The organism is Halorussus sp. MSC15.2 (assembly GCF_010747475.1).
In the GTDB taxonomy this organism is placed as follows: Archaea; Halobacteriota; Halobacteria; order Halobacteriales; family Haladaptataceae; genus Halorussus.
The window spans coordinates 949,265-970,742 of record NZ_VSLZ01000001.1; the positions used below are offsets into that span (position 1 = coordinate 949,265).

The following is a 21,478-nucleotide window of genomic DNA, read 5'->3' on the forward strand; positions in this document are numbered from 1 at the left end:
AGACGGTGGTGTGTGTTTCACTAGTTACAGCGTGAGTCGTTACAGACGCGATGGAGGTGTGTGAGTCCCTCACTGACCGCATCACTGTCTAGTCTATTTTCCGTTTCGAGTTTACGGATTTATATTCGTATTTCGGTCTAATTTTCGTTCGTCTGCGCCTCGTACTTCTGTAGTCTTCGGTTATCGTCTCGCCATCTGGGATTCGTCGTACGGTTTCTTCGCAGCCTTATCCACGTCGTGTCAGTCGGATACCTCGCGGCCACCCCTCCTCCCCCTCCACTTACATCCGCGAGGTAGGTGTCTGTGGCAGTCGGCCACCCTACTCGAACCACTCGACGGTCCCGTTCCGAAGAAGCGCGTCGAAGGAAGAGGTGTCCCAGAGAGGCGAAAAATCACGACGAGTAGAACGTCTACGGGAATCCCCGGTGCACCCGGTGAACCGCCAGAGCTTACGCGAGAGCATTCAGCGAGGTCACGGGACGAGAACATCCGCGAGGGTACTTCGAGCGGTCCTTCCCGGGAACTGGTTTCAAACCCTTGCTTTTCATCGTTCGACGGGGAGATACATCCGCGACGATACCCCCTCCATTTATATGCTGAAGTGCGAAGCAACTGCCATCAGATGGCTACCGACGACGACGTAGACCGCGACCCGCTCTTCCGGTACGACGAACCGATATTTGCCGATGAGGACCTCCTTCGAATCTCCCACCTCCCCGGGCCGAACCGAATCGTCGGCCGCGACGAACACATGCAGAAGGTCGCAGAGGCCCTCAACCCCGCCATCTTCGGTCAGGAACCCACCCACCTCTTCATCTTCGGAAAGACCGGGACCGGCAAGTCGCTCATCTCCCGCAGCGTCTCCAAGCGCGTCGAGAACGAGGCCCGCCACGAGGACGTGGACGTGGAGACGGCGTTCATCGACTGCGGCGAACAGACGACCGAAGCGTCGGTCATCAAGACGGTCGGCAGAGAACTCAACGACCGGAGCGAGACCGGCATCTCGGTTCCCCAGCGCGGACTCGGCACCGGCGACTACTACGACCGCCTCTGGCAGATAATCGACGCGTGCAGCGACGTGGCGATAATAATCCTCGACGAAATCGACATGCTGGAGGACGACGAGGTACTCCGAAAGCTCTCGCGCGCCGGTGAGAACCGCCGCGTGACCGACTCGACCATCGGTATCATCGGTATCTCGAACAAGATAGATTTCCCCGACGAACTCAACGAGCGCGTCAAGTCGAGCTTCGCGCACGACGAACTCGTGTTCCCACCGTACGACGCTCACCAGCTCGTGGACATCCTCCAGAACCGTGCCGACGCGTTCCGGGACGAGGTCCTCTCCGACGACGCCATCCCACTCACGGCTGCGTTGGCGGCGCAGGAACACGGCGACGCCCGAAAAGCGATAGACATCCTCCGGAACGCCGGGCGAATCGCAACCAAGGAGGAGGACGAGAAGGTGACCGAGCAACACGTCTACGCCGCGAAGGAGAAGACCGAGGCCGACCGGTTCGCCGAACTCATCGAGGGCGCGCCGACGCAGGCGAAGGCGATTCTGCTCGCGCTCACCGTACTGACCGAGAACAAGCCTCACGACCAGTTCCCGACCCAACAGATTTACCGGCAGTACCAAACCATCGCGCGGAAACTCGACATGGACTCGCTGTCCGAGCGCCGCGTTCAGGAGATTCTACAGGAGCAGGACTTCCTCAACGTCATCAACTCCGAGACCAAGGGCCGCGGCCGGGGCCGCGGAGTCCACACCAAGCACAGACTGCTCGAAGAACCCGAAATCGTGAAGAAGGTACTCAACCGGGATTCCCGAATCGCTGACCTCGGTATTTGACCCCGGATTCGCTATCGTGGTTCCGCTCCATCGGCGTATCTCCCTTTTTCAGTTCTCCACTTCGACTTCTCTTCTCGGTACTCCGCCCCTTCCTCTTCTCGGTACTCCGCCCCTTCCCCAGACTCGTCTCGCTGCTAAACTGTCTCACTGCGTCGAACGGGTCGAACGACTCCTCCGAGTGGCTGCCCCGGAGATATATTAGGGCCATATTATGACAGTAAAGGTATTTTAAATATATCTGGACAGAATTTATACGGCAGGACGTCGCGGTAACGTCCATGTCAACGACAGCAACGTGGAGCGACCCGAACGACTGCCCGTTCTGCGGTAGCGAGCTTCGGAACCCCGGTGCAGGGTTCATCGACCACATCGACGAGAATCCGGACTGCGAAGCGGGGTTCCAGACGTGGCGGAGTCAGATAGCCGACGATATCCGCGGCGGTTGGTCCGGATAAGCCGTCTACACCGTACCAGATTCATTTTCTCGGGTCGAACTATCGGGAGTTATACCTTCGAAATCCGGTACTGAGTTCCTCGTAAACTCATTTACTAGCCTCATTCGGCTGTCACTCGCAACTCGACAATATTCCGAGTACGTAACCGGAGAGAAGTCTCCGAACCATCCCTGCCTTATACGATAATAGGATTTTAACCGATATCATAGGAAGGCTTAAGCTCTAGACTCGGCTACCGACTCCTACGATGAGATGCCCACAATGCAGCGGTGAACTCGTGGCCGCCCACGGCTACGAGTCGTGTGCGGACTGCGGTCACGTACCGCCACACGGTGCCGACTGACGACCCACGAGTAGACCGAGAGAGTACGGCCGGACCGTTCGTGGTCCAGTCCATTCGAGACGTGATTCCATTCGGGACGTAATTCCACTCGAGACGTAATTTCGGTCTACCCGAGACGTATCGCATCCGGAAACCATCCTCCGTTTTTCGACCCGAGTTCGACCGCGACCGAAGGGGTTTTTCTACCGCCGGACGCTACGGTGTTCCCGTGAACGTCCGGGGAGAAGTCGTGGATGTCGGAGAAGTTCGTACCGTCAGTACGCAGTACGGCGAGCGCGAACTCGCCGAGGTCACGGTCCGCGAGGACACCGGTCCCAAGCGCGTCACGCTGTGGGGCAAGTGGACCGAGAGCGCCGACCTCCTCGAACCGGGTATGGAACTACTCGTGACCGACGTCGAGGAAGGCGAGTATCAGGGCGAGATGACCTACTCCACCGGCGAGGACTCGTACGTCGTCGTGGAACCGACCTTCCTCGTGGACGTGACCGACATCCGGTCGTGGGTTCAGTGTCCGCGGATGTACTATCTCAACAAACTGTCCGGCATCCCGCTGGTCTATCCCGTGGTCAAAGGGACTATCGTCCACGAGGTCTTCGGAGATTTGCTCCGGGGCCGCGACTTGGAGGAGTCCATCGACGAACGCGTCGCCGAGGCGGGACTCGAACTCGGTCTGCTCGGCCGGGAACGCGAGGAGGTCGCGGAGGAGGTCCGTCAGAACGCGGCGGCCATCGAAGGCTGGCTCGCGCAGGGTGCCCTCACCGACGAGGACGACTGGCGGAGCGAGCAGACGCTCATCAGCGACCGATTCGGTATCAAGGGTCGGGCCGACGCGCTCCGACGCGGGATGCCCGTCGAACTCAAGACCGGCAAGAACCTCAAGCGCGACCCGCGATTTCAGGACAAGATTCAGGCGGCGTGCTACGCCCTCATCCTCCGGGAGAAGGGCGTCCCCGCGGACACCGGCACCTTGCTCTACACGAAGAACTCCGCGCTCGACCGGACCGAAGAAGACGGCGACCTCTCGCCGGCCAAGGAGTTCACCATCGGCGACGGTCTCCTCGACTTCGTCGTGCGCACGCGTAACGAAATCACGGCGATGGAGTACGACGCGGTCGCCTCGGAGGCGGACGGTGCGGGCGTCCCCACCGGCTACGAGGCCGACGCCAAGTGCGAGTACTGCTTCGAACAGGACACCTGTATGGTGGTCTCGGGCCGACTCGACCAAGAGTCCAAGGCCGGCCAAATCGGCAACGCGATTCCCGAAGAAGAGCGCGACTACTTCGACCGCGTCTACCGACTGATAGAGGAGGAGCGTCGAGCGACTCACGCCGAGTACGCTAAACTCTGGGAGCAAACCGCCGAAGAACGCGCGGACGACGACCGCGCACTCATCGGTCTCGAACCCATCGACCACCGCCAACTCGACGGCGGTCGGTGGAAGATGCGGGCCAAACGCACGGGCGGTGCGGTCTCTAAAATCCGCGAAGGCGACGTGGTGCTCGCCAGCGATGGCGACCCGGTGGACGGCCACGCCGAACTGGCGCGCGTGGAGCGACTGGGCCGCGAGTCGCGCAGCGATTCGGACCTGTCGAGTGAGGAGCGAAGCGACCCGCGAGACGGGGAGGTCGTCGTCACCGCAGACGAACCGGTCGAACTCCGACGACTCGACGTCTACCCCTCGGAACTCTCGGCCGACCGGATGCTGACGGCGCTCCACGACTTCCTGTTGAAGGGCAACGAGCGCCGGAAGGACGTGCTGTTCGGCCGTGCGGAACCCGAGTTCGAGGACGGCCGCGAGACGTACATCGACAACAACGAGGCCCAGAACGACGCGGTCAACCTCGCGGTGAACGCCGAGGACTTCGCGCTGGTCCACGGGCCGCCGGGCACGGGCAAGACCTACACCATCGCGCGGACGATTCGAGCGATGGTCGAGCGAGGCGAGCGAGTTCTCCTCTCGGCGTTCACCAACCGCGCGGTGGACAACGCGCTCGAAGCACTGCGCGACCAAGGGTTCGAAGACGTAGTCCGCGTCGGCACCGAGAGCGGCGTCCGCGAGGACATGCAGGACCTGCGACTGGAGCAGGAGGGCGACCCCGGCGAGCGCGTGGCGGAGTTGCGCGACGCCAGCGTCGTCGCCGCTACCACCGCGACCTGCGGGTCGCGCGTCATGCGCGAGCAGTCGTTCGACGCGGCGCTGGTGGACGAGGCGTCCCAGTTGACCGAACCAAACACGCTCGCGGCGGTCAACCTCGCCGAGCGGTTCGTCCTCGTCGGCGACCACCAGCAGCTACCGCCGGTCGTGCGGACCGAAAACGAGCTATCGACTTCGCTGTTCGAGCGTCTCATCGAGGACCACCCGGACGCGGGCGTGATGCTCGACCGCCAGTACCGGATGAGCCAGCGGATTCAGGCGTTCGCCTCCCGCGAGTTCTACGACGGTGAGTTGCGCCCCGCGTCGGGCGAAGTTGCCGCCCAGCGACTCGCGGACCTCCCCGAGGTCGCTCACACCGACCTGCCCGAGGACCTGCGAGGCGGAGGCGGCGTCTCCTTCGTGGACCCCGACGGATACACCGACGGCAACACCAACCCGGTGGAGGCCGAACGCGTGGCCGAAGTCGTCGGCGAGTTCCTCGCGGCGGGCGTCGACCCCGAGGAAATCGGAGTTATCGCTCCGTTCCGCGCGCAGGTCGCCGAAATCGGTCGCCGAGTCCCCGACCCGGTGACCGTGGACACGGTGGACCGATTTCAGGGGTCGAGCAAGGAGGTCATCGTGGTCTCGTTCGTCGCCACCGAGAATCTGGAGAGTCCCATCTTCGAGGACCCCCGCCGGGTGAACGTGGCGCTCACGCGCGCGAAGAAGGCGCTGGTGCTGGTCGGCGACGCGGACGCCCTCCGGAGCGAGGGTCTCTACTCGCGCATGGTCGATTGGGCGGAATGAGCGCGTCGCACATCTTCGTGCGACGTACCACTGGGGGCGTCCTCACCATCGCCGTCGTTGGACGCCACTGTAGAACTCACAAACCGGACATAGAACGCGCGAACCGGTGTCTTTCGGGCGACCGTTCTTCGGCCGTCTCCGGCACCGTTCGGTTCGGCGTCGGTCCCGAACCGGCCACACTTCAATTCGTTGATTAAATATTGAAACTTTCCACGAAGAGCCGTTTCCGGTACGTTTAAGACTTAGACGGGTGGCGCTATTGTATATGAGTGGACGACCGCTCGACGTGCTGGAAGCCTCTCTCGACGAAGAGGTCACAGTGCGATTGAAAGGCGGCGAAGAGTTCGAGGGCGTTCTCACCGGGTACGACCAGCACATGAATCTGGTGCTGGAAGACACCGAGGAGGAAGACACAACCATTATACGCGGCGATAACCTCGTGTCGATAAGCCCATGACTGGAGCAGGAACCCCGAGCCAGGGGAAGAAAAACACGACGACGCACGTGAAGTGTCGTCGCTGTGGCGAGAAGTCGTATCACGCGAAAAAGAAGGAGTGTTCGAGTTGCGGCTTCGGCAAGTCCGCCAAGCGCCGCGACTACGAGTGGCAGAGCAAGTCCGGCGAGTAGTCGCCGCCTGCCACCGAAGATGCGACTCTCCGTTCTCTCTATCGTCAGTCTATTAGCGACAGGTGTGTCTCCTCTCGGTGCGTCCGCGGCGGTGTCGTAAACTCGTCCATCCCGTGCAGTCTCCCCTTACCGGGCGCATTCTAGCGACTCACGTTATCGAGTCATACCAGTACCGTACACCACCGAGTGGTACCGGACCGAACACCCCGACCGACCGACGTTGCGCTCGCTGTCGCGAACTATCGTCGTGACAACTGGAAGTATACATGTTCGTGTGTACTTCTACGGCTTCTGGCGGAAAATCCCGCACGATAGCGAGAGTTTTTACTACGGTGACCCAGTATCTCCGACCATGCCAGACGGCCGGGACCCGGTCCCCAGTAGTCCGACCGAGAACGCTAATTCGGGACGCTCCGAGACGGCCCTCTCGGGACCGACCGAGAAATGCGGCGTCGTCGGCGTCTCGCTCACCGAGCGGGACGCCGCGCGGCCGCTCTACTACTCGCTGTACGCGCTCCAGCACCGCGGGCAGGAGTCGGCGGGCATCGTCACCCACGACGGGTTCCAGCAGCACGACCACGTCGAGATGGGTCTCGTCGGCGACGCCTTCACCGAGGACGACATCGGGAGTCTGCGCGGGAGCGCGGGCATCGGCCACGTTCGCTACCCCACTGCTGGGAGCGTGGACAAGTCCTGCGCCCAACCGTTCACCGTCTCGTTCCGGAGCGGTGCCTTGGGCCTGAGCCACAACGGGAACCTCGTCAACGCCGACGAAGTGCGCGACGAACTCGCCGCGGAGGGTCACGCGTTCACCTCGGACGGCGACACTGAGGTCATCGCCCACGACCTCGCGCGCAACCTGCTGGAAGAGGACCTCGTCCGCGCGGTCAAGCGCACGATGGGCCGCATCCACGGGTCGTACTCGCTGACCATCATGCAGGACGACACCGTACTCGGCGTCCGGGACCCCGAGGGGAACCGGCCGCTCTGCATCGGCGAACTCGACGACGGCTACGTCGTCGCCAGCGAGTCGGCCGCCATCGACACCCTCGACGGCGAACTCGTCCGCGACGTGAGACCCGGCGAACTCGTCGTCCTCCAACCCGACGGCGAGGGGTTCGACTCCTACCAGTTGTTCGAGCGCGAACACACTGCCCACTGCTTCTTCGAACACGTCTACTTCGCCCGGCCCGACAGCGTCATCGACGACAAACTCGTCTACGAGGTTCGGCGCGACCTCGGGCGCGAACTCTGGGAGGAGAACGGCATCGACACCGACGTGGTGATGCCGGTCCCCGACTCCGGGCGAGCATTCGCCTCGGGGTACGCCGACGCCGCGCAGGACGACGGCGCGACCGTCGAGTTCGCGGAGGGACTGATGAAGAACCGCTACGTCGGCCGGACGTTCATCATGCCGACGCAGGACGAGCGCGAGCGCGCGGTCCGTCTGAAACTCAACCCCATCAAGTCCACCGTGGAGGGCAAGACGGTCACGCTCGTGGACGACAGCATCGTCCGCGGGACCACCTCCACGCAACTGGTCCAACTGCTCAAGGACTGCGGCGCGGCCGAGGTCCACATGCGAATCGGCGCGCCCCCCATCGCCGCGCCCTGCTACATGGGTATCAACATGGCGACCCGCGAGGAACTCATCGCCGCCGACCGGTCCACCGAGGAGATTCGGGACGAAATCGAGGCCGACAGCCTCGGATACCTCTCGCCAGACGCGGTCGCCGCCGCGCTCGGCGAGGACCGCGACGACCTCTGCATGGGATGTGTCACCGGCGAGTACCCCTACGACATCGACGGCGAGGAGATGGACTCGGCCCACGCCGATAACCCCCGTCCCGAACTGTAGCGGACGCGCGATACGGACCGGGGACCGGACGCCACCGGTCGTACGGGACACACCGATTTCTCACGCCGCGCCGCTCACCGCCTCGACTCTGTCGGCCACAGTTGCTACCTGTCTGGACGACGACGTTCCCGTATGGTCGAAGAAGACCTCGGCGAGGCGACTATCACCTACGAGGGACCTGACGGCGACACCGTCGAGAAGAACGTCCAGAACGAACACGTCGCGTACTTTCAGGACCACTGGATGGTCAAGACCGGCGAGGACGACGAGGGCCGGGACCTCGTGCGCCGCATCCCCGCTTCCCGGGTCTACCACGTCGAGCGGACGGTCGAGCAGTTCGAGCGCGAAGTCGAGACCCTCCGCGACCAAGTCCAGTCGGTCGCCGACGACCTCCGGTCGAAACTCCTCGGTAGCGGGGGCGGCGGCAGTGGAGGCAGTGGCGGAAGCGGCCGAACCGGCCGTGGCGGCGAGAGCGAGACGCTCCACATCGACGTGGAGAGCGGGAAGTCCGTGACGGACGACGGAGGCAGTGAGGGCGACGAGCAGTAGTCGTCTGCGAGGTAGCCTGTCGAGACGAATCCGGTGCTCTGAGGGGCCACAACGGTTAATCATCGCGGAACCGTTCAAAACGGTGATGGCTCGTGGCCGCGACAGGAGCGACCGGCGACTCCCCCGGGAGGAAGGCGAGGACCGCGCGCGAACCGACGCGGAAGCGGCGGCAGAGACCCGCCCGCAGGCCGAACTCCGGTGGGTCCAGATTCCGAACCCGAGGGAAGCGGTCGAACTCGGGCGCAACGGCCGCGTCGTCGACAGCCGCTTCCACGCCGGCTACGACTCGTGGGAGGTTCTGCTGGAGACCTACGAAGGCGAACTGTCGCGGTGACTGCGTAGTACGGAGACCCGTCGGAGTGGAAACGCCGCGCTGTCAGAACAGGTAGAGCATGAGGTAGACGACCACGCCGAGCGCGAAGGAGGTCAACCACAGCGAGGCCGCGACCCGGCCGACCCTCGCGTGGTTCGTCTTCGAGAGTTCCGACGCGGGCCGGGTCAGCGCCAACAGGAGGACGTAGTAGAGAAGCGGGATGCAGACCACGGCCAGCAGGACGTGAATCCCGAGAATCGGGTAGTAGACGAACTGCTCGACGACCGCCGGACCGTCGAAGTGGGTCGGGCCGAGGAGCGCGACCCGGTAGAGGTACAGCGTCAGGAACGCCGCGAACAGGACGACGCCCGCGAGCATGCCAGCGCGGTGGCGCGCGACCTTCCCCTGCCGAATCCACCGCCACGAGGCCGCGATGACGCCGAACGCGACGACGCTGATGACGGCGTTGACGTGCGGGATGGCCGCCAGCACGGCGTCGGGCGCTCGCGGGAGCGTTCCCGCGGGCACGACGCGGAGCGCGGCCGCGAACACCAGCGCGAGCGAGACGACTGTCAGTAGTCCGGTCACCGCGGGGACGTGCCGCTCGACGAGTCGCTGCATAGTCGGGCGTAGGGAGCGGAGCGAAATACGCCTTACCGTGTGTGGCGGTGCCGTCCCCGTGTTGAAACGAAAGGCATTTTATTCGGGTAGTGTCTACATCTGAGTGCAGCAAGAGAACGAGCGAGCGTGGGTAGCCAAGCTAGGCCAACGGCGCAGCGTTGAGGGCGCTGTCCCGTAGGGGTCCGCCGGTTCAAATCCGGTCCCACGCATCGCATAGCGTGGCTTTGCCACGTTGAAAGAGTGGGCGAAGCCCACTGTAACCGAGGTGGTGTAACCGCCGAGGACGATGCAGGTGGAGTCCCTTGGGACTGCACCCACGCACAATTCCTTTCGGACGCGACACCTTGAGCGACAGCTACGGCGGTACTCGTCTACGTCGAGTAACTAGCACACGCTGATTCCCGGAGTACTCACTCCGTCCGCGAACGCGTCGGGCGGAACTTGACCGTCACCAGTCGCCCCGACCGGACGGACCGCACCGCCGTGATGCGGTACGCCTGCGTCGGCGAGACGCCGGCCTTCGGGCCGACGAGAAGCGTCGTCGGTTCGCCTTCGACTCGGACCGCGAGTGTCCGGTACATCTTCGTCTCCTCGCGCTGGCGAACTGGACGCCGGACGAACGTCGCGCCCCGACTGGCGTAGTCGCGGGGCAGGAGTCCGGAAGCGAGAGAATCGCGGTCGCTGGCGGTGTCGTCGCGTTCGGAGAGCGCTTCGCACTCGGAGGGAGCGTCACGGTCGGTGGCGGAGCGGCCGGCATGCCTTCGGTCGAAGTCGTTCACTACGCGGCGGTTCCACCGAGAGGCGAATAAACCGTGACGACGGTTCATTCCGACGGCGCGTCCCCGGCCGGAATCGCGACCGATGAACGGTTCCGTCGCGGTCCAAACGGTTCACACGTTCCGGAAAGCGCCGGTTACAGCCTCTCGAACATCCGAACCGACTCGCAGTAATCGGCGATTCGACCGCAAAACGGCGGCGTCTCGACTCGCCGGGACGGCTACATCTTGTCGAGGAGGTCGTTCTTCTTCTCCTCGAACTCCTCGTCGGAGAGGACGCCCTGGTCGTGCAACTCCTTGATGTTCTTCAGTTGCTCGGTCGGGTCGGGTTCGGAGGCCGCCGGCGCGTTCGCCTGCTGGCTCTCCTTCATCTTCTCGCGGATGAACCGGACCATCTCTCGGACTTCGTCGGCATCGGGGTCTTGAACCCCGAACTCGTAGGCGCTCCCGCTGGTCTTGACGGTCAACTTCTTGGTCACCAGTCCGGTGTCGAGGTCCACGCCCTCGATTCGGCTGTACGGGATGGTCTGTTCGTCGTCGCCGGTCATCTGCGGAATCTTCGAGACCAGTCGCTTGTCGGTCGCGCCCGTGAGAATCGAACTGAGGAGGCTGTTTTTGGCGTCCACGTCCGAACCCAGTACGCCTCGCCCCTCGCCTTTCTCTTGGATGTTCTTGCCCTCGATGAGGAACATCACCTCTTCGTCGGGGTCGAGAACGTCGTCCATCTTGCCGATACGCTCGGCCGTTACGTAGTCGCCTTCTGGTTCGTAGTCGAGCGCCGCGTTACTTGTGTCACTTCCAAATAATCCCATGGAATGATACATCAAACAGTAATGCAATAACGTTAACTGTATATTCTAACGCACATGTGTGGGGAATAAAATTATCTCGCTATCAGATTCGCTCGACCGTTCGAAAGCAGCGATTACAGCCCTTCGAAATCCCGAATCTGCTCGCGCCACGCCTCCGGAATCGGCCGGGAGGACCCGGTCTCGCTATCGACCGCCACCTGAACCGTCTCGCCGGTCGCCGCGATCTCGCCGTCCGCCCGGACCTCGTACTCCATCGGAATCGACGTGGTCCCGAGTTCGGTGACTCGCACTCCGACGGTCACTTCGCCGACCATCTCGACCGGCCGTCGGAAGTCGATTTCCAGATTCGCAAGTACGGATTCCACCTCGTGTAAGGGCACGTCGAGCACCTCCTCGAAGTAGGCCACGCGGGCCTGTTCGAAGTAGGTCGCGTAGACAGCGTTGTTGACGTGACCCATCGTATCGAGGTCTTGAAATCTCACGTCCACGTCGACGGTAAACGAGTAATCGCTCATCGGTGTCACCTCGGAGTGCCCGATAGTTCGGTCTATCGCTTTCCGGCGTCGGGGTAGCCTCGCGAATCGGGTCAGTTGGAACGCCCGCACTCGACGCACAGCGATAGGAATTAGCGAACCGTGTCGGACCCCGGTAACGGAGCGCCGCGAACGCCGCCGGAACCGACGAGTACAGCCACTCGTCCGCCGCTCAGTCGTAGGTCTCCCGGAGGTAGGCGTCGATGTCGGCGACGGTCTCGGGGTCGTAGGTCCAGAACCCGCGAAAGATTCCGGAGTCGTCGCCGATTTCCTCGCCGAGGAGCGCGCAGGCCCGACGCTCGTCGCCGCCCCCGTCGAAGACGACGAACCAGAACGCGCCGATTTCGTCGGCGTCGTCCTCGTGGACCGTCGCACCCGGCACGTCCGGCGACCAGTCTCGTTCGCCGTAGACGTGTACGTCGAGCAGACTCTCGCTCGCCAACGCGGCGTAGAGGTCGCGCTGGGCCTTCAGCGCCGACAGCGATTGAAACCCGGTCCGTAACGTTCCCCGCCCGTGCCGGTAGGCCCGGTCCTCGATTTCGCGGGCCGTCAGCAGCATCTGGCGCTTGTCGAACGAGGCGAACGTGGTGTCCGAGAGCAGGTCGAGCAGCGCCCGAGTCGCTTCGTCGTGGGTCGGGGCCGTCCCGTCTCGACCGAGTTCGAGGTCGGACTCGCTCGGCGATACGAGGTGGCGGACCGCGGCCGCACCGACGCTTCCGACGAACTCTCCGCCCGCGGTCACGACGACGAACCCGCCCGACCCGTCGTCCGGGAGGTGTTCGTGTTCGACCGTCACGTTGCGCGTCTCGAAGTGCGATTCGAGACCTTCGTAGGGGTCGGGCGCGAACACCGTGACGGTCTTCCGGCGGTCTGCGACCGCGTCGAGGAACTGGCGGAGACCCATCGTCACCGTCCCGTGTGTCGGTCGAACGCCGACTCGTCCGACTGTTCGACCCCGTCACGCTGCTGGGCGAGCGAGCGGTCGAGGACGGTCTCGACGAACTCGGGGAGCGATTCGAGCGTCACGCCGCCGGCGTCGGCGTCGTAACTGACGTACCCGGCGGCCGCGAGTCGCGGCAAGTGGACGTGGTGGAGTGCGGTCCGAACGCTGTCGCGGTCTCGGGGCGTGACCATGTCGGCCGGGTCGTCGTGAGTGCCGAGCCATCCGGCGACGACGGTGGCCACTTCGTCGAGCGTCGCCGACTCGCGGCCCCGGAGGTAGTACAGCACGTATCTGCGGTGAACGTCCGCGAGAACCCCGAACGCGGCGTCCGTTTCGGCGGCCGCGTCGGGGTCCGGCGCGTCGTAGTTCATGCTCCCAAGAGAATTAGTCACGAACGACCATTAACTAGCGGGTCGTGACGGACGACGAACAACTAGTCGAGTCACGACGAGCGACGAGTAACTGGTCGGCAGGTGTCGGCACGAACGGTATTCAGGTTCGAATGACAAGCGGGGTATTCAAATGCGTCGTACCCTAACTGGGTCTCACATGGCTAAGTACTCGACTGGTGGGTCGTCCGGCGGCAGTAGCGGCGACTCGTGCGAACTCTGCGGGAAGTCGAGCGACTCGCTGACGGCGGCCAACGTGGCCGGAGCGCAGTTGCAGGTCTGCTCGGACTGTGCGTCCTCGCACAACGACAACGCCCAGACCCAGACCTCGACAGACGACGACCGGGAGCGCAAGCGGAAGGCCGCACAGAACACAGCGAAGGCGAGCGGCGTCTACGACGGCGATTCGAGTCACTGGGAGGAGGAGGGCACCGACTACGACGACGACCCGCTGCCGTATCTGGTCTCGGGCTACGGCGAGACGGTCGAGGAGGCGCGACGCGACGCGGGTCTCCAGCGCGACGAACTCGCCGAGGAACTCGACGTGTCGGAGAACGACCTGCTCGCGGTCGAACAGGGTCGCGCGAATCAGGCCAACGTCGGCGGGTCGCTCATCGAGGCGCTCGAAGACCGCCTCGACGTGCAACTGGCCGAAGAACAGTAACTTCGCCGAGCGAACGAGGTCTCCGCCTCGCGGACGGTGACTCCGCAGAACGAAGGTGACGAATCGAGCAAACTGTTACTCTCGCGCTCGCGCGACTCTCTCCGAGGAATCGGCCTCTCGCCGTCTCTCGACGCGTTCCCCCTCCCGTAATCTTATTTACGCCGACCGTGGTGCAACGGACATGGACATCGGCGTTCTCACAGTTCCGCTCGGCGGACAGTCGCTCGACGACGCGCTCGCGTACCTTCACGGTATCGGCGTGGACGCGGTCGAACTCGGGTGTGGCGGTCACCCTGGCGACTCCCACCTGCCGCGCGAGGAGTATCTGGACGACGACGCAGCACAGGACCACCTCTTCGACCTGCTCGACGAGTACGAGATGCGTATCTCGGCGCTGGCGACCCACAACAACCCGCTGCATCCCGACGAGGAGACGGCCGAGCAGGCCGACACCGAACTCCGCGAGGCCATCGAACTCGCCGACCAGTTGGACGTGAACACGGTCACGTGCTTCTCGGGGCTTCCCGCGGGGAGTCCGAACGACGAGACGCCAAACTGGGTCACCGCGCCGTGGCCGGGCGAACACGCCGAGGCCCACGAGTACCAGTGGGAGGAGGTCGCCGTCCCGTACTGGTCGGACCTCGCGGACCACGCCGCCGACCACGGCGTGGACGTGGCAATCGAGATGCACCCGAACATGCTCGTCTACGAACCCTCGGGCATGCTCCGCCTGCGCGAGGCGACCAACGAACACGTCGGCGCGAACTTCGACCCCTCGCACCTCTACTGGCAGAACATCGACATCACCGACGCCATCCGCTTCCTCGGCGAACACGACGCCATCCACCACTTCCACGCCAAGGACACCAAGGTCTACGACGCCAACGCGCGGTACAAGGGCGTCCTCGACACGACGCCCTACGACGAGGAGGCCGACCGCTCGTGGCTCTTCCGGTCTGTGGGCTACGGCCACGGCGAGGAACATTGGAAAGACATCGTCAGCACGCTCCGGATGGTGGGCTACGACGGTGCGCTTTCCATCGAACACGAGGACTCGCTGACCAGTTCCAACGAGGGTCTGGAGAAGGCGGTGGCGATGCTCCAGCGCGCGGTGTTCCGCGACCGACCCGGCGAGGCGTACTGGGCCTGACTAGAGGGCATAGAGAAATAGAGGGAGATTCGTTTTGCCCAGATTAGGTGATTTTATACTCTAGCTCAAGCTACTTCTATTATGGCCAGTCCAAACCCAATAGAGCTTATTATTCCGACGCTCGCGCTTGGAGTCTTTGGTTTTGTCCTTTTTGGCCCGTTTGGTGGTGTAATGGGTGCCGTCGTTGGGATGATTCTTGGCGCGGTCGCCAACGTCTCGGGCGAGGACGGTCCAGACGACGAGGGACGCGCTGGCGACGAGTAGCGGGCTGAAGATTAGAGTTCCGAGAGCACCCCGTCGGGATAGAAGGTCTCCTCGGTTTCGAGTGCAGCACGCGACTTCCAGACGCACTCGATTTCCTCGCCCGTCTCGGGTTCGCGGGCCGTGAACTCCTCGCGTTCGTAGGGCCAGTCTTCCACGACGTCGGTCTCGTACACCCGCCACACCTCGTGGTGGGTCTCACCGTCGAACGTGAACACGTCCTCGTCGGTCCCCAGATAGGAGACCCCCGTCAGTTCGACGCCCAGTTCCTCCCGGAACTCCCGGCGGAGCGCGTCTTCGCTGCGCTCGCCGAACTCGACGCCGCCGCCGAGCGGCCGGTAGAACGTCTCGCCCGACTCGGGGTCGCGGTGGCGCTCGACCAGCAGTTGCTCGTCGTCGGTAACCCGGTCGTCGCTCGTCCGGCGACTGACGACCCCGAGCGCGACCATCCGGATACGCCGGCCGGTCATGCGCTCTCGTCGGACGCGTGGTCGAGGTTGTCGGTCCCCCACTCCCGCAACTCCTCGAACACGGGCGCGAGTTCCCGGCCGCTCTCGGTCAGACTGTAGTACGTCGCCAGTCGCTGTTCGTCCACCCGACGGTTCACCAGTCCCGAGTCCTCCAGTTCGTCGAGGACGCGCGAGAGTGTACTCGAACTCGCGTCGGTCTCCTTCCGGAGTTCGCTGAACCGCCGCTCGCCGTCCTGAAGCACGTGGAGGACGATGAGTCGCCACTCCGACCCGATTCGCTCTATCGTTCCTACGACCGGGCAGATGCCGTCGTTCTCCGCCTTCACGTTATCAGATGGATTAGGGGACGGTGCCATGAGTAGCAGTCACTTCGAGTCGTATTGCCGAATCTACATATGGGTTCGGAATCGAAGTAGCATCCGTGATGAAATCGAGTTCCCGAACGACAACTCGAATCGGTCCTGAACCGCCGGAGAACGCAGGAGGTGGTCGGCCGTGAGTGGTGACGCCCCTGTCGGCCGGGGGTGGAGTCCGGTCGCGCTCAGACTGGCACTGGGGATTCCGATGCTCGTGGCCGGTCTCGGAAAGGTGGCCGGCGTCGGGCCGAAGGCGATGGGTATCGAGGGGTTCTCGGGGTTCCTGTCGAGTCTCGGCGTCCCGCTGCCGACCGCGTTCGCGTGGGGGGTCGGTCTCTTGGAACTGGTCGGCGGCCTGCTGTTGCTGGCCGGACTCTTCGTCAGAGTCGTGGGCGTTCTCGTCGCCCTCGACATGGTCGTCGCCACCGTGCTGGTCCACCTGCCGAACGGCTACCCGGCCGGCGACGGCGGCGTCGAACTGACGCTCACGCTGGCGCTCGTCGCCGTCGCGCTCGCGCTGAGCGGTCCCGGCGCACTCTCGCTAGAACGGGCGTTGTTCGACCGAGAGCTGGCGGTTCCACCCACGGGGGCCGAATCGCGATGAGGGAGTTACGTCGCGCGCGACGGCGAGTGGTTCGGTCGTGACCCGACCGACCGTCCCCGACCGCACGCGCGTCGGCCGCACCGCCCTGACCGTCGCCGACCTCGCGGAGACGACCGACTTCTACCGCGACGTGGTCGGTCTCGCCGTCCAGTCGCGCGACGACGAGTCGGCCACGCTGGGCGTGGACGGGACGCCGCTGCTCGTGCTGTCGGAGAGCGACGTGCCCGACCGCGACCCGGAGAGCGCAGGTCTCTACCACAACGCGTTCCGGGTTCCCTCGCGCGGTGCGCTCGGCGACGCGCTCCGCCGGGTACGCAACCGCTGGCGACTCGACGGCGCGTCGGACCACCTCGTGAGCGAGGCGCTCTACCTCACCGACCCCGAGGACAACGGCGTCGAAATCTACCGCGACCGGCCGCGCGAGGAGTGGGAGTTCGGCGACGACGGGACGGTCCGCATGGACACGCTTCCGCTGGACGTGGACGCTCTCGTCGCCGACGCGAGCGGGACGCCCGACGCCGGGGCACCGCCGGGGACCGCAGTCGGACACGTCCACCTCGAAGTATCGTCGCTGGCCCGGTCACGCGAGTTCTACGTCGACACGCTGGGACTCGGTGTTCGAGCGGCCTACGGCGACTCCGCGCTCTTCGTCGCCGCGGGGGAGTACCACCATCATCTCGGACTGAACACGTGGCGGCGTCGGTCGCGCCCGGCCGCGGGCCGCGGGCTGGCGTGGTTCGAGTTGGTCGTCCCGGACGAGGACGCGCTCGCGGCGGTGCGGCGACGACTCGCGGACGCGGGCGAGTCGGTGACCGACCGCGACGACGGCGTGGCGGTCACCGACCCAGACGGCGTCTCCGTCCGGTTGCGGGTCGATTCGAACTGACGCTACGGCCGACGCGTTCTCGTCGGCCGTAAACGCTTCCACTCGTCACGTCCTGCGTGTTACGTCAGCGGCGACCGGTGCGGACTGCCCGGTTCGCGCCGCGCGAAGTCGCGTTCGAGAGGTGACGACAGATGTCAGACAGCTCGGCCAACGATATCCCCGAACAGCTCAAGAGCGCCTGTAGAACCGCTATCGGAGACGAACTCCGGAGCATCACCTACTTCACCGAGGACGGCGAGGAGCAACTCTACCTCCGCGAGGACCTCGACCCCGGCGCGGACCTCGTGGGGTTCGCGGACAACGAGCGCCTCGGGTTCCGGACGCAGGCGGTGTATCAGGACACCGAACTCGGCGGCTACCGGTTCAACATACGCGTGTTCGAGCGCGGCTACCTGACCCGGGTCATCGTCGGCGACCACGGCGCGTTCGTGACGACGGACGAGATGGAGATGGACCTGTTCAAGGAACTCGCTTCGGCAGTCGAGTCCGTGCTCGCCGAAGAGGACCCGGAGTGAGAAATTCACTGGCCGACGACCGGAACCGGGCGACTCCCGACGACCCGCATCGGACGACCTCCTGAAACATTAAGCGTCTCCCCCGAGTACCTCCGACGACATGACTGTTCGAGTCGGCGTTCTCGGGTACCGATTCATGGGGAAAGCCCACGCCAACGCCATGGCGCGACTGCCGATGTTCTTCCCGGACGCCCCGGACGTCGAGCGCCACGTCCTCGTCGGCCGCGACGAGGACGCGCTCGCGGACGCGGCCGACCGCCTCGGATTCGAGAACACGGCGACCGACTGGGAGGACGTGGTCGGGGAGGTGGACGCCTTCTACAACCTCGGTCCGAACCACGTCCACGTCGAACCCTCCGTCGCGGCGCTCGAAGCGGGCACCCCGGTCCTCTGCGAGAAACCGCTGGCGAACGACCTCGACGGGGCCGAGCGCATGGCCGACGCCGCCGAAGATGCCAGCGTGCCGACCGCCACCGCGTTCAACTACCGGTTCGTCCCGGCCATCCGGTACGCGAAGAATCTGGTCGAAGACGGCGCTCTCGGTGAAATTCGTCACTTCCGCGGGCGGTACCTACAGGACTGGCTGGCTGACCCCGAGGCCCCGTGGTCGTGGCGCAACTCCGCGGAGATGGCCGGGAGCGGGGCGCTGGGCGACTTGGGTGCCCACACCGTCGACCTCGCCCGGTTCCTCGTCGGCGACGTGGAACGCGTCTCGGGCCACCTCCGGACGTTCGTAGACGAGCGCCCGGTCGAGGGTGAGGCGGGCGAGGACACGAGTGGCGAACCCGAGACCCGGCCCGTCACGGTGGACGACGCCTACTCCGCGCAGGCCGAACTGGAGGGCGGCGTAATGGCGACCTTCGAGGCCTCGCGGTTCGCGACCGGCCACAAGAACGACCACACCATCGAAATTCAGGGGACGGAGGGGAGCCTGAAGTTCTCGCTCGAACGACTGAACGAGTTGGCGGTCCTCCGCGAGGGGAACCGCGGGTACGAGACGATTCTGGTGACCGAGGAAGACGACCCCTACGTCGAGCACTGGTGGCCGCCGGGTCACGTCCTCGGTTGGGAACACACCTTCGTCCACGAGAACTACGAGTTCCTCTCGGCGGTGGACGGCGCGGCGTCGGAGATGAGGAGCGGAGGCGGTGAAACCGCCGACGGGTCGGGCGACTACCACCCGAACTTCGAGGACGGACTGGCGGTCCAGCGCGTCCTCTCGGCGATTCAGGAGAGCGACGAGCGCGGCGAGTGGGTCGAAGTAGCATAGTTCGTCCGGCGGCGAGCCGTTTTCACTCTATCTCTTCCGCGTCCTCGCCGAATCTGGTGGCTTCGACGAACTGCCGGGAGAGGAAGTCCTCCAGCAGAAGGAACACGTTGTACAGCACCGTGGCCTGAAACCCCACGAGCGGGAAGGCGAACCACCCCGGCGTCGAGTGGGTGACGACGAACCGGACCAGCAGGTAGGCCACGACGAGGTTGCCCAGCGTCGAAACCACGTGCACCATCGAGGTGACGACGAGGGGCGTTTCGTCGGATTCCGGTTCTCTGACTATCTCTCGAAACGCCACCGCCCCGAGAACCCCGAAGCCGAGTATCGCGCCGAACGCCAGCAGGAGGATGTGAAAGAGGTCCGGCGTCTGGACCTTGTATATCAGCATCGCCCCCGACCCCCAGATGGTGAGCGTGTAGCCGTAGGCCTCCGACTCGGCGGTGAGGTTGTGGGCGAGTCGGCTCCTCGCGTCCATCGACGGGAGTGAACACGGGCAACTCCTTTGGCTTGCTGGGCGGACCGCGCAACGGCCCCTGTCGGTCAGAACTCCCGAGCGCGCTCGCCGGTCAGCATTCTCGGACCTCCTCGCCGGTCAGAACTCCCGGACTCCTTCGTCGGTGACGACCGCGTCGAGCAGGTCGGTCGGCGTCGCGTCGTAGGCCGGATTCTCCACCGAGAAGCCCTCCGCGGGTTCCAGCAGGACCTCGCTGGGCGACCGGAAGTCGTTCTCGAACCGGAAGCCCTCGCCGACGAGTTTCGCCGACGACCCGACGACGGTCACGGGGACGTCCACTCGGTCGGCGGTCGCGGCCAGCGGGAACGTGCCGATTCGGTTGTAGAGGGTGTCACCGACGATGCAGTCCATGCCCAACAGCACGCGGTCGCACTCGGGGAGGAAGTGGCCGGACGCCCCGTCCACGACGAGGTGGGCGTCCACGCGGTCCATCTCGGCGAGGACGCGGGCGGTCTTGCGCCCGAGGTAGCGCGGCCGGGCCTCCGTGACGTACACCGTGAGATAGCGACCTTCGGAGACGGCCTGCTCGATGGTCTCCAGCACCGTCGAGGAGTAGTCGTGAGTCAGAATCGTCGCGCCGTCCTCCACGAACTCCACGGCGTTCTCGGCCGCTCGGCGCTTGGCGGTCTCGACCTGCTCGACCACGTCCTCCACTGCCTCGCCGAGTGCGTCCTTCGCGTCCACGACGTCTCGACGTCGGCGTCCTCGACCATCGAGACGATGGCGCGCTGGGTCGTCACCAGCGACGCGTGAGAGGGGTTGGCTCGCCGGAGCGCGGAGGAGTTGCGTTCGAGGTCGCGCTCGAAGTCCTCGACCGAGGCGAACTCGCGCTCGCGGAGGTCCTCCAGCGCGCGGGCGGCCTTCACGGCGACCACGGAGGAGCTGTGGGTCTGCATCTCCCGAATCTCCTCGACCGTCTCGTCTATCATACAGAAACGGTCTCCGCCGCGGGCCAAATGTCTTGCCTCTCCGGGCGCGAGCGACCCGTTCGCGGGGTCGGCACGTCGTCGTTCCGAGATTCACGGGCGGCGTGTCTCCTGTCGAGCCATCGATTCCGTCGCCCGAGGGCACTGCTTTGCCTCCCCGACTGACCGAACCACCCGTTCCACGTGGTGCCCACGACCAACTCTTCGAACGAACTGCTCCGCTCTGTCGTTCTCGGACATCGGATTCGTGCTTCAGTCGGTGGTCTTCTGGACGGCTATCCCTCTCGATTACCGGATTTGGGTATATACTATAGCTCTAAAATATATACTATCGGGTCCTACAGCGACTACCAAAGAGGACCGAGTAGGCAGGACCTTCAGGAAACCCGGACGGAAACCGGACCATCGAATCTCGTGCTCGCGGAACCGTCCTACCGGACCACCACCACGACGGTTCGCGGCGACAGTAGAAAGTACGCGCCCCATGTACCACCGCGTATGACCGCAGTTCGCTACTACTGCCCGCGGTGCGGGGCCATCGCCGAACTCGACCGGGAGGGGTACCTCGCGGACAAGTGCGTGACGCCCGTTCCCCTCGACGGGTGGGAGTACGCCGACGCGTACGACGACTTCGACGATAGCGCGGCCGACGGCGTCGAAATCGTCTGCGGGGCGGCGGAGACGGAGGGCGAAGGCTGTGGCGACGTCTACTACCTGAGTTTCGTGAAGTTCGAGGACGGCGAGGAGGTGGACCCGAAGGAACGGTCGTTCGTTCCGCCCTCGGTGGACGGTCCCTCGATAGGAGAGTCGGAGGACGACGGGCCGCGATTCGACTTCGAGCCGTAAT

24 protein-coding genes, 1 tRNA gene and 1 pseudogene are annotated in these 21,478 nt (G+C 64.6%); 16 read left to right on the top strand and 10 right to left on the bottom strand.

Annotated features, from left to right (window positions below; genetic code table 11):
• The first annotated feature begins 622 nt into the window (after window positions 1–622).
• The 8 genes from FXF75_RS04975 to FXF75_RS05005 all read left to right on the top strand — a co-directional run bounded on the left by FXF75_RS04975 (window position 623) and on the right by FXF75_RS05005 (window position 8,959).
• Window positions 623–1,852, top strand: coding sequence for a Cdc6/Cdc18 family protein (locus FXF75_RS04975; RefSeq protein WP_163520402.1), 1,230 nt, complete (start codon window positions 623–625; stop codon window positions 1,850–1,852).
• Window positions 1,853–2,130: 278 nt separating this feature from the next.
• A complete protein-coding gene (locus FXF75_RS22000; RefSeq protein ID WP_205427197.1) occupies window positions 2,131–2,307 on the top strand; it encodes a hypothetical protein in 177 nt (58 codons plus the stop codon).
• Between the two features lie 551 nt (window positions 2,308–2,858).
• Window positions 2,859–5,591: an AAA domain-containing protein gene (locus tag FXF75_RS04980; RefSeq protein ID WP_163520403.1), complete on the top strand. Its 2,733-nt coding sequence runs from the start codon at window positions 2,859–2,861 to the stop codon at window positions 5,589–5,591.
• A gap of 265 nt (window positions 5,592–5,856) precedes the next feature.
• Window positions 5,857–6,048, top strand: coding sequence for an LSM domain-containing protein (locus FXF75_RS04985; protein ID WP_163520404.1), 192 nt, complete (start codon window positions 5,857–5,859; stop codon window positions 6,046–6,048).
• Window positions 6,045–6,218, top strand: a complete 174-nt coding sequence (locus FXF75_RS04990) for a 50S ribosomal protein L37e (protein ID WP_163520405.1) — start codon at window positions 6,045–6,047, stop codon at window positions 6,216–6,218. The genes FXF75_RS04985 and FXF75_RS04990 overlap by 4 nt, the downstream gene beginning before the upstream one ends.
• A 352-nt stretch (window positions 6,219–6,570) precedes the next feature.
• A complete protein-coding gene (gene purF, locus FXF75_RS04995; RefSeq protein WP_163520406.1) occupies window positions 6,571–8,076 on the top strand; it encodes an amidophosphoribosyltransferase in 1,506 nt (501 codons plus the stop codon).
• Window positions 8,077–8,208: 132 nt separating this feature from the next.
• Entirely contained in the window at window positions 8,209–8,625 is a 417-nt protein-coding gene (locus tag FXF75_RS05000) for a hypothetical protein (RefSeq protein ID WP_163520407.1), read from the top strand.
• Between the two features lie 85 nt (window positions 8,626–8,710).
• Window positions 8,711–8,959 carry a hypothetical protein gene (locus FXF75_RS05005; RefSeq protein WP_163520408.1) on the top strand — a complete coding sequence of 83 codons (249 nt, stop codon included), beginning with the start codon at window positions 8,711–8,713 and terminating at the stop codon, window positions 8,957–8,959.
• A 42-nt stretch (window positions 8,960–9,001) separates the two neighbouring features.
• On the opposite strand, the gene FXF75_RS05010 is transcribed toward FXF75_RS05005, so the two are convergent.
• Entirely contained in the window at window positions 9,002–9,559 is a 558-nt protein-coding gene (locus FXF75_RS05010; protein WP_163520409.1) for a DUF420 domain-containing protein, read from the bottom strand.
• A 124-nt stretch (window positions 9,560–9,683) separates the two neighbouring features.
• On the opposite strand from FXF75_RS05010, the gene FXF75_RS05015 reads away from it, so the two are divergent.
• Window positions 9,684–9,768, top strand: a tRNA-Leu gene (locus tag FXF75_RS05015).
• A gap of 201 nt (window positions 9,769–9,969) precedes the next feature.
• Here FXF75_RS05015 and FXF75_RS05020 read toward each other — a convergent pair.
• The 5 genes from FXF75_RS05020 to FXF75_RS05040 all read right to left on the bottom strand — a co-directional run bounded on the left by FXF75_RS05020 (window position 9,970) and on the right by FXF75_RS05040 (window position 12,994).
• Window positions 9,970–10,338 (bottom strand): hypothetical protein, encoded by a 369-nt coding sequence (locus FXF75_RS05020; RefSeq protein WP_163520410.1) that lies wholly within the window; start codon window positions 10,336–10,338, stop codon window positions 9,970–9,972.
• Between the two features lie 218 nt (window positions 10,339–10,556).
• A complete protein-coding gene (locus FXF75_RS05025; protein ID WP_163520411.1) occupies window positions 10,557–11,147 on the bottom strand; it encodes a PH domain-containing protein in 591 nt (196 codons plus the stop codon).
• Window positions 11,148–11,260: 113 nt separating this feature from the next.
• Window positions 11,261–11,662, bottom strand: a complete 402-nt coding sequence (locus FXF75_RS05030; protein ID WP_163520412.1) for a thioesterase family protein — start codon at window positions 11,660–11,662, stop codon at window positions 11,261–11,263.
• Window positions 11,663–11,852: 190 nt separating this feature from the next.
• On the bottom strand, window positions 11,853–12,584 hold the full coding sequence (locus FXF75_RS05035; protein WP_163520413.1) for a DICT sensory domain-containing protein: 732 nt from the start codon (window positions 12,582–12,584) through the stop codon (window positions 11,853–11,855).
• A 2-nt stretch (window positions 12,585–12,586) separates the two neighbouring features.
• Window positions 12,587–12,994, bottom strand: coding sequence for an ArsR family transcriptional regulator (locus FXF75_RS05040; protein ID WP_163520414.1), 408 nt, complete (start codon window positions 12,992–12,994; stop codon window positions 12,587–12,589).
• 178 nt (window positions 12,995–13,172) lie between these two features.
• Here FXF75_RS05040 and FXF75_RS05045 point away from each other — a divergent pair, with 178 nt between their 5' ends.
• Together FXF75_RS05045 and FXF75_RS05050 are read left to right on the top strand one after the other, a co-directional pair.
• Window positions 13,173–13,676, top strand: a complete 504-nt coding sequence (locus tag FXF75_RS05045) for a multiprotein-bridging factor 1 family protein (RefSeq protein ID WP_163520415.1) — start codon at window positions 13,173–13,175, stop codon at window positions 13,674–13,676.
• 181 nt (window positions 13,677–13,857) lie between these two features.
• On the top strand, window positions 13,858–14,826 hold the full coding sequence (locus tag FXF75_RS05050) for a sugar phosphate isomerase/epimerase (protein ID WP_163520416.1): 969 nt from the start codon (window positions 13,858–13,860) through the stop codon (window positions 14,824–14,826).
• 275 nt (window positions 14,827–15,101) lie between these two features.
• Here FXF75_RS05050 and FXF75_RS05055 read toward each other — a convergent pair whose 3' ends face one another.
• Entirely contained in the window at window positions 15,102–15,557 is a 456-nt protein-coding gene (locus FXF75_RS05055) for an NUDIX hydrolase (RefSeq protein WP_163520417.1), read from the bottom strand.
• Entirely contained in the window at window positions 15,554–15,913 is a 360-nt protein-coding gene (locus FXF75_RS05060) for a helix-turn-helix domain-containing protein (RefSeq protein WP_163520418.1), read from the bottom strand. The genes FXF75_RS05055 and FXF75_RS05060 overlap by 4 nt, the downstream gene beginning before the upstream one ends.
• Window positions 15,914–16,052: 139 nt before the next feature.
• Between FXF75_RS05060 and FXF75_RS05065 the strand changes: the two genes are divergently transcribed.
• The 4 genes from FXF75_RS05065 (at window position 16,053) to FXF75_RS05080 (ending at window position 19,188) form a co-directional block, all read left to right on the top strand.
• Window positions 16,053–16,517, top strand: a complete 465-nt coding sequence (locus FXF75_RS05065) for a DoxX family protein (protein WP_309221753.1) — start codon at window positions 16,053–16,055, stop codon at window positions 16,515–16,517.
• 37 nt (window positions 16,518–16,554) lie between these two features.
• Window positions 16,555–17,403: a VOC family protein gene (locus tag FXF75_RS05070; protein ID WP_163520419.1), complete on the top strand. Its 849-nt coding sequence runs from the start codon at window positions 16,555–16,557 to the stop codon at window positions 17,401–17,403.
• 131 nt (window positions 17,404–17,534) lie between these two features.
• Entirely contained in the window at window positions 17,535–17,918 is a 384-nt protein-coding gene (locus FXF75_RS05075; protein WP_163520420.1) for a hypothetical protein, read from the top strand.
• 100 nt (window positions 17,919–18,018) lie between these two features.
• The gene (locus tag FXF75_RS05080) at window positions 18,019–19,188 is read left to right on the top strand and encodes a Gfo/Idh/MocA family protein (RefSeq protein ID WP_163520421.1); all 1,170 of its coding nucleotides are present in this window, start codon (window positions 18,019–18,021) and stop codon (window positions 19,186–19,188) included.
• A gap of 22 nt (window positions 19,189–19,210) precedes the next feature.
• Here the strand turns inward: FXF75_RS05080 and FXF75_RS05085 are convergent, their stop codons facing one another.
• Complete coding sequence (locus tag FXF75_RS05085) at window positions 19,211–19,666, bottom strand: hypothetical protein (protein ID WP_163520422.1); 456 nt, start codon at window positions 19,664–19,666, stop codon at window positions 19,211–19,213.
• A 117-nt stretch (window positions 19,667–19,783) separates the two neighbouring features.
• Window positions 19,784–20,634 (bottom strand): annotated as a pseudogene (locus FXF75_RS05090) (translation initiation factor eIF-2B).
• A gap of 495 nt (window positions 20,635–21,129) precedes the next feature.
• Between FXF75_RS05090 and FXF75_RS05095 the strand changes: the two are divergent.
• A complete protein-coding gene (locus FXF75_RS05095; RefSeq protein WP_240334494.1) occupies window positions 21,130–21,477 on the top strand; it encodes a hypothetical protein in 348 nt (115 codons plus the stop codon).
• Window position 21,478 lies beyond the last annotated feature (1 nt).

What these genes read in the sequence shown, in the direction of transcription:
- FXF75_RS05035 (WP_163520413.1), bottom strand. Translation starts at nt 12,584, where the DNA reads ATGGGTCTCCGCCAGTTCCTCGACGCGGTCGCAGACCGCCGGAAGACC.
- FXF75_RS05005 (WP_163520408.1), top strand. Translation starts at nt 8,711, where the DNA reads ATGGCTCGTGGCCGCGACAGGAGCGACCGGCGACTCCCCCGGGAGGAA.
- FXF75_RS05095 (WP_240334494.1), top strand. Translation starts at nt 21,130, where the DNA reads ATGACCGCAGTTCGCTACTACTGCCCGCGGTGCGGGGCCATCGCCGAA.
- FXF75_RS04985 (WP_163520404.1), top strand. Translation starts at nt 5,857, where the DNA reads ATGAGTGGACGACCGCTCGACGTGCTGGAAGCCTCTCTCGACGAAGAG.
- FXF75_RS05000 (WP_163520407.1), top strand. Translation starts at nt 8,209, where the DNA reads ATGGTCGAAGAAGACCTCGGCGAGGCGACTATCACCTACGAGGGACCT.
- FXF75_RS22000 (WP_205427197.1), top strand. Translation starts at nt 2,131, where the DNA reads ATGTCAACGACAGCAACGTGGAGCGACCCGAACGACTGCCCGTTCTGC.
- FXF75_RS04990 (WP_163520405.1), top strand. Translation starts at nt 6,045, where the DNA reads ATGACTGGAGCAGGAACCCCGAGCCAGGGGAAGAAAAACACGACGACG.
- FXF75_RS05050 (WP_163520416.1), top strand. Translation starts at nt 13,858, where the DNA reads ATGGACATCGGCGTTCTCACAGTTCCGCTCGGCGGACAGTCGCTCGAC.
- purF (WP_163520406.1), top strand. Translation starts at nt 6,571, where the DNA reads ATGCCAGACGGCCGGGACCCGGTCCCCAGTAGTCCGACCGAGAACGCT.
- FXF75_RS05075 (WP_163520420.1), top strand. Translation starts at nt 17,535, where the DNA reads ATGTCAGACAGCTCGGCCAACGATATCCCCGAACAGCTCAAGAGCGCC.
- FXF75_RS05030 (WP_163520412.1), bottom strand. Translation starts at nt 11,662, where the DNA reads ATGAGCGATTACTCGTTTACCGTCGACGTGGACGTGAGATTTCAAGAC.
- FXF75_RS04975 (WP_163520402.1), top strand. Translation starts at nt 623, where the DNA reads ATGGCTACCGACGACGACGTAGACCGCGACCCGCTCTTCCGGTACGAC.
- FXF75_RS05010 (WP_163520409.1), bottom strand. Translation starts at nt 9,559, where the DNA reads ATGCAGCGACTCGTCGAGCGGCACGTCCCCGCGGTGACCGGACTACTG.
- FXF75_RS05025 (WP_163520411.1), bottom strand. Translation starts at nt 11,147, where the DNA reads ATGGGATTATTTGGAAGTGACACAAGTAACGCGGCGCTCGACTACGAA.
- FXF75_RS05045 (WP_163520415.1), top strand. Translation starts at nt 13,173, where the DNA reads ATGGCTAAGTACTCGACTGGTGGGTCGTCCGGCGGCAGTAGCGGCGAC.
- FXF75_RS05080 (WP_163520421.1), top strand. Translation starts at nt 18,019, where the DNA reads ATGACTGTTCGAGTCGGCGTTCTCGGGTACCGATTCATGGGGAAAGCC.
- FXF75_RS05055 (WP_163520417.1), bottom strand. Translation starts at nt 15,557, where the DNA reads ATGACCGGCCGGCGTATCCGGATGGTCGCGCTCGGGGTCGTCAGTCGC.
- FXF75_RS05040 (WP_163520414.1), bottom strand. Translation starts at nt 12,994, where the DNA reads ATGAACTACGACGCGCCGGACCCCGACGCGGCCGCCGAAACGGACGCC.
- FXF75_RS05060 (WP_163520418.1), bottom strand. Translation starts at nt 15,913, where the DNA reads ATGGCACCGTCCCCTAATCCATCTGATAACGTGAAGGCGGAGAACGAC.
- FXF75_RS05085 (WP_163520422.1), bottom strand. Translation starts at nt 19,666, where the DNA reads ATGGACGCGAGGAGCCGACTCGCCCACAACCTCACCGCCGAGTCGGAG.